Here is a 6,959-nt window from a genome sequence, read left to right as displayed (position 1 = left end):
GTTTCGCCTTTCGCCTCCGCCATGAATTGCGCCTTGAGCGGCGGGATGCGCTGGACGAGGGCGATTCCCATCCGCCGGATCGCCGAGGAAGTTTCTCCCGGCAGTCCGAACAGGCGGGTCAATATATCGGTCGCGGCGGACACCATCATATTGTCAAGGCTGCGCCAGCGGTCATAGCGTGCGAGAATTTGTGAATCACCCAGATCCAGACCAGTGCGCGCGCCCTCGACAAGACATTCGGTCAGCGCGGCAACATCGCGCAAGCCCAGATTGAGCCCCTGCCCCGCGATCGGGTGGATGCCGTGGCCGGCATCCCCGATCAGCACCAGCCGGTCGGCTGTGAGATGGGAACTATGGTGAAAACCCAGAGGATAGGTCTGACGGTCGGTGAGCAGCTCCAGCTCGCCCAGAAAACCACCGGTCTTCTTCATCATCTCGGCGACAAAGGCGCGCTTGTTGATCTTTGCAAAAGCCGGCCCGTCTTTTCTGGAGACCGTCCACACAACCGCCGAGCGATGCTTGCCGTCCGCGTCATCGAGCATCGGCAGGATCGCAAAGGGACCGGACGGGAAAAACAATTCATAGGCGGCGTTGCCATGCGGCTTTTCATGCGCGATCTTGCAGACGATCGCGCTATGATCATATTGCCAGTGGGCCATGATGATTCCGGCTTCTTCGCGCATCCGGCTGCCCCGGCCATCGGCCGCAATCAGCAGCGGGGCAGAAAGCTGTTCGCCATTGTCGAGCATGATATCGACGCGATGTTGCTGACGATCACAGGATGCGACCTGTGCCGACAGGTGCAGTGCAATGGCGTCATCAGCCTGCGCCGCCTCGAACAAAAGCCGGCGCAGCACGGCATTTTCGACCATGATGCCCATCGGGCCTTCGCCTTCGCCCGGAACAAAATCCAGAGTGCCGGGCTTCAGCCCGTCGTTGACCAGTATTTTATCAATATCACAGCCATGTGGTCGGAGTTTCTCGGCCAGGCCGATCGCATCGAACATGTTCCAGCTGGCGCTGTTGATCGCGGACACCCGGGCATCATTTTGCGGGTTGAGCAGGTCGTCCGGCTGGGCGCGGTCGATAATCGCGACCTGCAAGCCATGGGCGGCAAGAGTCAGTGCCTGGGTCAGGCCGATCATGCCCGCTCCCAATATGATGATATCGCTATTTCGAGAATCAGATCCCATCGAGACGCCTTTCCGAGCCATAACAGGGAATATAGGTAGGCATCGATGGCAGGGAAAGAAAGGCAAATCCGGTAAAATAACGCCAAGAAACTTGACGGAGAGTCCCCGATTCGCGCAAAGGAGCAATTCGTTAACGCGCGCCTTCGGCTGGGGTGACGCACGGGAGTATATGATGGCGGAAAAAGCCAAAGAAGCGAACTGGCGCGAGATCATGCGTCTCAGCCTGTTGCGCAGCGGCGCCCTGATCGGGGCCGTCACGACTGTGCTGGCGACCGCATTCCTGTTTCTCGCACTGGTAAGCTATTCGCCAAGCGATCCTTCTTTCAATACAGCCGCAGGCAGTGTCGACCATAATTGGATGGGGATTTTCGGTTCCTATCTGTCCGATCTGCTGTTGTCGCTGATCGGGCTGCCCGTCGTCCTGTTCCTGCCGCTGCTGCTTGTGCTGGCCAATCGTTTGTGGCGGGACATTCCGCAGCCAGGCTGGAAGCGACAGTTGCTGTGGTGCCTGCTCGCGACACTGTTGGTTGGCTTCGGGCTGGCTCTATGGTTGCCGGAACCACAAATGGAGTTGCCGGCGGGAATGGGCGGACTCGCCGGTATGTTGCTGGCCAACGGTATCAGCGCCGGTCTCAATGCGATCTCTGCGAGCTGGAGCGGCCTCGTGTCCGGCATCCTGATCGCCCTGACCCTCGCAGGCGGACTTGCCGTCGGCTATTTGAGCTTGCGGCTCGACCGGCCGCTGTTTTCCGGAGCATCTTTCAAAGTCCCGGCGATCAAAAATCCCTTCGGCCAGAAAGATGACGGCCTCGTGATCGAGCCCGATCGTTCCGGTACGATCAAAGCCAAGAAAGACCCCGCCCCGCGCAAATCGGTGAAACCCGACAACCGGCCTCCACCGGAGATCAGCGATCGAGCATTGCCGCCCAAGCGAGCGGGCGCGGACAAAGCCAAACAGGGCGATTTCTTCGGGCCTTATGTGCTGCCGTCACTGGACCTGCTTACCCCTGCACCGGCACAGAATAACAATGTCATCGACAAGGCCGGTCTGGAACGCAACGCGCGACTGCTCGAATCGGTGCTCGATGATTTTCACGTCAAGGGTACGATCAACGCTGTCCGGCCGGGGCCCGTGGTCACCATGTATGAACTGGAACCGGCTCCGGGTATCAAGGCGAGCCGCGTCATCCAGCTGGCCGAAGATATCGCCCGCAACATGTCGGCGCTGTCGGCGCGCGTTGCCGCCATTCCCGGACGCACGGTGATGGGCATCGAACTGCCCAATGCCAATCGCGAGATGGTAGTGCTGCACGAAATGGTCGGCAGCGACAGTTTCGCCGAACAGACCGGCAAGCTTCCGATCATCCTGGGCAAGAATATCTCCGGCGATCCGGTGATTGCCGATCTGGCGCCTATGCCGCATCTGCTGGTTGCAGGCACTACCGGCTCGGGTAAATCTGTCGGCCTGAACTGCATGATCCTGTCGCTGCTCTACCGGCTCACCCCGGACGAGTGCAAAATGATCATGATCGATCCCAAGATGCTGGAACTCAGCACCTATGACGATATTCCGCATCTTCTGTCCCCGGTCGTCACCGAACCGGCCAAGGCCATCCGCGCGCTGAAATGGGCGGTTGAGCAGATGGAAGAACGCTACCGGATGATGTCGTCGATTTCGGTCCGGAATCTCGCCAACTACAACGAGAAGGTCAAGGGTGCCAAGGCCAAGGGGCAGCCGCTCGGCCGCCGTGTCCAGACCGGCTATGACCCCGAAACATCGCGCCCGATTTACGAAGAAGAGCAGCTCGACTTTGAAGTGCTTCCGCAGATCGTGATCATCGTCGACGAGCTTGCCGACCTGATGATGACCGCCGGCAAGGAGGTCGAATTCCTGATCCAGCGCCTCGCGCAAAAGGCGCGCGCGGCTGGTATCCACCTGATCATGGCGACCCAGCGGCCTTCGGTCGATGTCATTACCGGCGTCATCAAGGCCAACCTGCCGACCCGGATCAGTTTCCACGTCACCTCCAAGATCGACTCGCGGACCATTCTCGGCGAACAGGGCGCAGAACAGTTGCTTGGCAAAGGCGACATGCTCTACATGCCCGGCGGCAAGCAATTGACCCGGGTTCACGGCCCGTTTGTCTCCGATGACGAAGTGCGCCGTGTCGCCGATCACTGGCGCTCGCAGGGAACACCGGCCTATATCCAGGCGGTAACCGAGGAACCCGAGGATGGCAGCTTTGCCCTCGACGGTGCAGACTTGAGCGACAGCAAGGAAGACCGGCAATATACCCAGGCCTGCCAGATCGTTTTCGAAAGCCAGAAAGTATCGACCAGCTGGCTGCAGCGGCAATTGCGGATCGGCTATAATACCGCCGCGCGGATCATCGACCGGATGGAAGAAGATGATTTCATCAGCGCACCCAACCATATCGGACGCCGCGAAGTGCTGCGCGATCAGAATGGTGAACCGCTCTAGCGGCTTTCCTGACGAAGTGATTAAGCCATTGTTCAATCGCCACTGGCTAGGCGGATATCTGGATTATCTGGAGTTTTCGTAATGTTGAAATATGGTTTCGCCTTGATCGCTGCGCCACTGGCCCTGACAGCAAGCCTGCCTGCCACCGCCCAGCAAAGCCCCGCCGACAGTCTGTCGAAAATATCGAACCATCTGCGTTCGATGTCGACAATGACGGCAAATTTCAGCCAGACCGACCGCAGCGGCCAATTGCTGTCCGGGACGCTGACTATCAAGCAGCCCGGCAAGATTCGCTTTCAATATCAGAAGGATGCCAATCTGCTGATCGTGGGCGACGGAAAAGCGCTGACTCTGATCGACTATGAAGTGAATCAGGTCCAGCGCTGGCCGATCAGCAACAGCCCGCTCGCGGCATTGCTCAATCCGGAGCGGGATTTGTCGAAATATGGCAAGATCGTTCCGACTCGCAATCCGAACGTGCTGAGCGTCGAAGTCAACGACCCTAAACGTCCGGAATATGGCGTAATTACAATGGTTTTTACCAAAAAGCCGGGTGCGCCGGGCGGTCTGAGCCTTGACGGATGGGTGTCACTGGATTCGAAGAATAATCGCACGTCGATCCGGCTTTCGAATCAGAAATTCGGTGTTCCGGTCGCCAATAGCAGCTTCAACTGGACCGATCCGCGGAAGAAAAGCCGCGGCAAGCGATGAACCGAGACAGGCTGCCGATCAGCAGAAACTGATATTTTTTTCGTTCATATTCGCGACAGAAACACCGGCGTATAACCAAATACAGGATGCGAAGAGACGGTCAGGTCTTCCCCCTGTTACCTGACGAAACATGTCTCGAACCATCCTTTTGCGTGACGAACGCGAGTTAGCCCCCACCTCCTTAATGCCCCCGGAGGTGGGGGTTTTACTTTCTCCACTCATCGAAATTACTGCGCAATGCGATCGCCTTTGAGCTTGGGTTTCTGCGCGAGCGTGGCTATCAGGCTCGACATGAGTGATACCCTGAAAATCGTCAGCTGGAATATTAACAGCATCCGCGCCCGCCTCGACATTGTCGAACGCTTCCTGACCGAAGAAGCACCCGATGTTCTCTGCCTGCAGGAAACCAAGGTGCGCGATGAACAATTCCCAGAAGGGATGTTCCGGCGCCTTGGCTATAATCATATGATCCTGCACGGTCAGCCCATGCATCACGGCGTCGCGATAATCAGCCGCGTCCCGCTGCACAAGGATGAACGGTTCGACTGGCAGGACAATGGCGAAGCCCGCCATGTCGGCGCGGTCCTGCAAAACGGTGTGCGCATCGAGAATGTCTATATCCCCGCAGGCGGCGAAGTTGCCGACCGTGAAATCAATCCCAAATTCGGCCAGAAACTCGATTTCTTTGGCCGGATGACCGAATGGTCGAGGAATCTGAAAGAACCGACGATCCTGATGGGGGATTTCAATGTCGCGCCTCTGGAGTCCGATGTCTGGAGCCACAAGGCCTTGCTCAAAGTGGTTAGCCACACCCAGATCGAGATCGACCATCTCTACAGGATGCGCGATGCCCATGGCTGGGTCGATATCGGCCGCAAGCTGATTCCCGACCCCGAGCGGCTGTTCACCTGGTGGAGCTACCGCGCAAAGGACTGGCGGGCATCGGACAAGGGCCGCCGGCTCGACCATGTCTGGGTCAGCCCGAAACTGGCAGATAAAGCGGTCAGCCATTCCGTCCTCGAAGACGCACGCAGCTGGGGCAAGCCGTCGGATCACGCGCCGCTGATCACGGAATTCGAATTTTGAACGCAGCGCCTCTCGACGAGGCCCACAAGGCTGCTGCCCGCCGTGCGGCCCGCGCGATTGACGCGCTGCGCCGGGGATGGCCGGTCGGGGTTGAAGCGGGTGGCAAGCGCCTGAACCTGCTGCCGGTCGAAACCGGCAATCTCGAGACGGCCCTGCCCTCTTCCGGAACAATCTCGCTGATCATCTCCGCCAGCCGTGCGGCGACGCTGAAACTGCTCAACCAGTTTGCCGCCGCCGACCCCAACCTGCCAATCCAGATCAGCCTGCCCGCGCCGGTTACCGCGGTCGAGATTATCGCCATCGTCGATCCGGTACTCGATATGCGCTATCCGATGAAAGGCCCGTTTCGTAGCGAGACGCTGACCAATGCACCAGCCGCCACGGCGGCGATGGAACTGGCGCGGCATGGCGGCCTGCTGCCGGCATTTGTAATTGTCGATAGCGCCGAAGATATCGTCCAGGCAGAAGATATCGCAGCCTATGACAATGCCGATGCGCTGACCATCAGCGCCCATGCCAGGCTCCCCGTCGCGGCCAACAGCGACGCGCATATCTACGGCTTTCGCAGCGATGCCGATGCCACCGACCATATCGCTTTGGTCGTCGGCAAGCGTGACAGCAGCACGCCGCTTGTCCGCCTGCACAGCGAATGCCTGACCGGCGATGTGCTCGGCAGCCTGAAATGCGATTGCGGGCCACAACTCCACGCCGCGCTCGATCAGATGAATGAAGCAACCTGGGGGGTTCTCCTTTATTTGCGGCAGGAAGGCCGCGGGATCGGCCTGATCAACAAGCTGCGCGCTTATGCGCTGCAGGATCAGGGCTTTGACACGGTCGATGCTAACCAGCGGCTGGGCTTCGCGATAGATGCGCGGGATTTTTCGATTGCCGCACGGATGCTGCAATTGCTGGGCGTGCCGAAAGTCAGATTGCTGACCAACAATCCGGAGAAAGTGGAGGGTTTGGAAGCATGTGGCGTAACCGTGGAAGAGCGCCTGCCGGTCAAGATCGCCGCCAATCCGCACAATGAATTTTATCTCGAGACCAAGCGGGACCGGACGGGGCACAAGCTTTAAGGTCCCCTTTGACTAAGACCCAATCGGGTCTGCTGTAACCAGCCGATAACCCACGTCCAGACTCTCCAATTCCATCAAATGGCCATAACGCTTTTCCCAGACACCTGAGGCGAGATCCTGCTCGAGTTCAGCCAGAGCGGCCGCGATATTCTCAAGCTTTGAAAAGGTCGATATTGCCGCCCGGACCTGCGGGTCGAGATAGGCCTGCGGGCGTTGCCAATAAGCACCGAGAAAACCGTCTGAACAATCGCGGGGTACCGCGATGGCCTCAACTTTGGTTCTGCCCAATATCCGATCGAACGCCTCCAGCTTTGGCATGATCGGCTGGTCGAGTTCGATGATCTCCGGAATATAATCGGCCAGCCAGAAATAGGGGGAAGCCGGATCGAAGGTCAGGATCACCACCGGGCC

At 58.7% G+C, this 6,959-nt stretch carries 5 protein-coding genes and 1 pseudogene; 4 read left to right on the top strand and 2 right to left on the bottom strand.

The window, feature by feature from the left end; translation table 11 throughout:
* Positions 1–1,193 (bottom strand): UbiH/UbiF/VisC/COQ6 family ubiquinone biosynthesis hydroxylase (locus WBM93_RS02915; RefSeq protein ID WP_424427985.1); only part of this gene is annotated, 1,193 nt, incomplete at its 3' end.
* A gap of 172 nt (positions 1,194–1,365) precedes the next feature.
* On the opposite strand from WBM93_RS02915, the gene WBM93_RS02910 reads away from it, so the two are divergent.
* From WBM93_RS02910 to ribA, 4 genes are all read left to right on the top strand, one after another.
* A complete protein-coding gene (locus WBM93_RS02910) occupies positions 1,366–3,675 on the top strand; it encodes a DNA translocase FtsK 4TM domain-containing protein (protein ID WP_424427987.1) in 2,310 nt (769 codons plus the stop codon).
* Positions 3,676–3,756: 81 nt separating this feature from the next.
* Positions 3,757–4,386, top strand: a complete 630-nt coding sequence (locus tag WBM93_RS02905; RefSeq protein ID WP_424427983.1) for a LolA family protein — start codon at positions 3,757–3,759, stop codon at positions 4,384–4,386.
* A 291-nt stretch (positions 4,387–4,677) separates the two neighbouring features.
* Positions 4,678–5,472, top strand: coding sequence for an exodeoxyribonuclease III (gene xth / locus WBM93_RS02900; RefSeq protein WP_424427981.1), 795 nt, complete (start codon positions 4,678–4,680; stop codon positions 5,470–5,472).
* Positions 5,469–6,548, top strand: a complete 1,080-nt coding sequence (gene ribA, locus WBM93_RS02895) for a GTP cyclohydrolase II (RefSeq protein WP_424427979.1) — start codon at positions 5,469–5,471, stop codon at positions 6,546–6,548. Before xth ends, ribA begins: the two co-directional genes overlap by 4 nt.
* A 12-nt stretch (positions 6,549–6,560) precedes the next feature.
* Here the strand turns inward: ribA and WBM93_RS02890 are convergent.
* Positions 6,561–6,959 (bottom strand): annotated as a pseudogene (locus tag WBM93_RS02890) (SAM-dependent methyltransferase); the annotation flags it as partial.

Source organism: Parasphingorhabdus sp. (assembly GCF_049667325.1).
Taxonomy (GTDB): Bacteria; Pseudomonadota; Alphaproteobacteria; order Sphingomonadales; family Sphingomonadaceae; genus Parasphingorhabdus.
This window is presented reverse-complemented; position numbering and strand designations above follow the sequence as displayed.